Raw genomic sequence first — 1,070 nt, forward strand, 5'->3', positions numbered from 1 at the left:
TGAGAGCCGGCGTACCCGGTCGTACAGTTCCTGACGCGGCGAGGCGGGCGTGAAGAAGCCGGTCAACAGCGTGACCACCACCACGCCGATCAGGGTGCAGATCACCCGGGCCTGTGCCGTGCCGGTGGCGTCCTCCGCGAAGAACAGCGTGGGCAGGACGACGACCGCGGCGGTAATACCCGAGAGCAGCGCGCCATAGCCATGCACGCCGCGCAGGATATGGGTGAGGCCGCCGTTGATCGCGATCCAGACTGCCAGAAGGAGAAGCTGCAGCCAGGGCTGGCCCACGAGATGGACGAGGGAGAAGCCGAAGCCGGCGCCTACCAGCGTGCCGGCCACCCGGAAGAAGGCCCGCTCGAACAGGAGCCCCTTGTGCGGCTGTGCCACGACCCAGATCGGCATGGCCGCCCAGTAGGGGTGCGGGATGCCCAGCAGCGTGGCGATGGTGAAGGCCAACCAGGCGGCGAAGGCCAGGCGCAGGCCATGAGCGACGAGCGGGCCGTCCAGGCCCAGGCGTGATGCGGGCCCGGCCTTCACGCCGCCCTGGTCAGCCGATCCCGTCCGTACCGGAGCCGCAGACCAGGACGCAGACCTTATCGCCCTTGTCGACCTTGACCGCACCGGTGCGCAGGGCGGCCGCGGCGGCGGCACCGCTGGCGTCGGCGGACAGGCCGAACTCGAACCACAGCCACTTCGCGGCCTCGACCATCTGCTCGTCCTCCAGCAGCACGATCTCGTCGATGTTCTTCGCGGCGATCTCGTAGATCGGGTCGGAGGTGCGGCCGCAGCCCATGGTCGGGATGGTGGTCGTCACCTTCGGCAGGGTCACTGCCTCGCCGGCGGCCAGGCTGGCATGGAGGGTGGGCGAGCCGGTGGGCTCGATGCCGATGATCCGCGCATCGGGCTTGAGCGCCCGGATCACGGTGGACATGCCGGCGATCAGGCCGCCGCCGCCGATCGCGATCAGGAACACGTTGGTGTCAGGATGCTCCTCCAGCACCTCCAGGGCGACCGTCCCCTGCCCCGCCACCACGTCCCTATCGGCAAAGGGGTGGAAATAGGTGCCGCCG

At 69.5% G+C, this 1,070-nt stretch carries 2 protein-coding genes; both read right to left on the reverse strand.

Annotated features, from left to right (window positions below; all coding sequences use genetic code 11):
• Positions 1-537, reverse strand: a 537-nt coding sequence (locus EQG76_RS05080) for an FUSC family protein (protein WP_200840566.1), incomplete at its 3' end; no start/stop codon positions are given.
• Between the two features lie 10 nt (positions 538-547).
• Positions 548-1,070 (reverse strand): pyridoxal-phosphate dependent enzyme (locus tag EQG76_RS05085; RefSeq protein ID WP_159711178.1); only part of this gene is annotated, 523 nt, incomplete at its 5' end.

This window comes from Geminicoccus flavidas (genome assembly GCF_009806515.1).
In the GTDB taxonomy this organism is placed as follows: domain Bacteria; phylum Pseudomonadota; class Alphaproteobacteria; order Geminicoccales; family Geminicoccaceae; genus Geminicoccus; species Geminicoccus flavidus.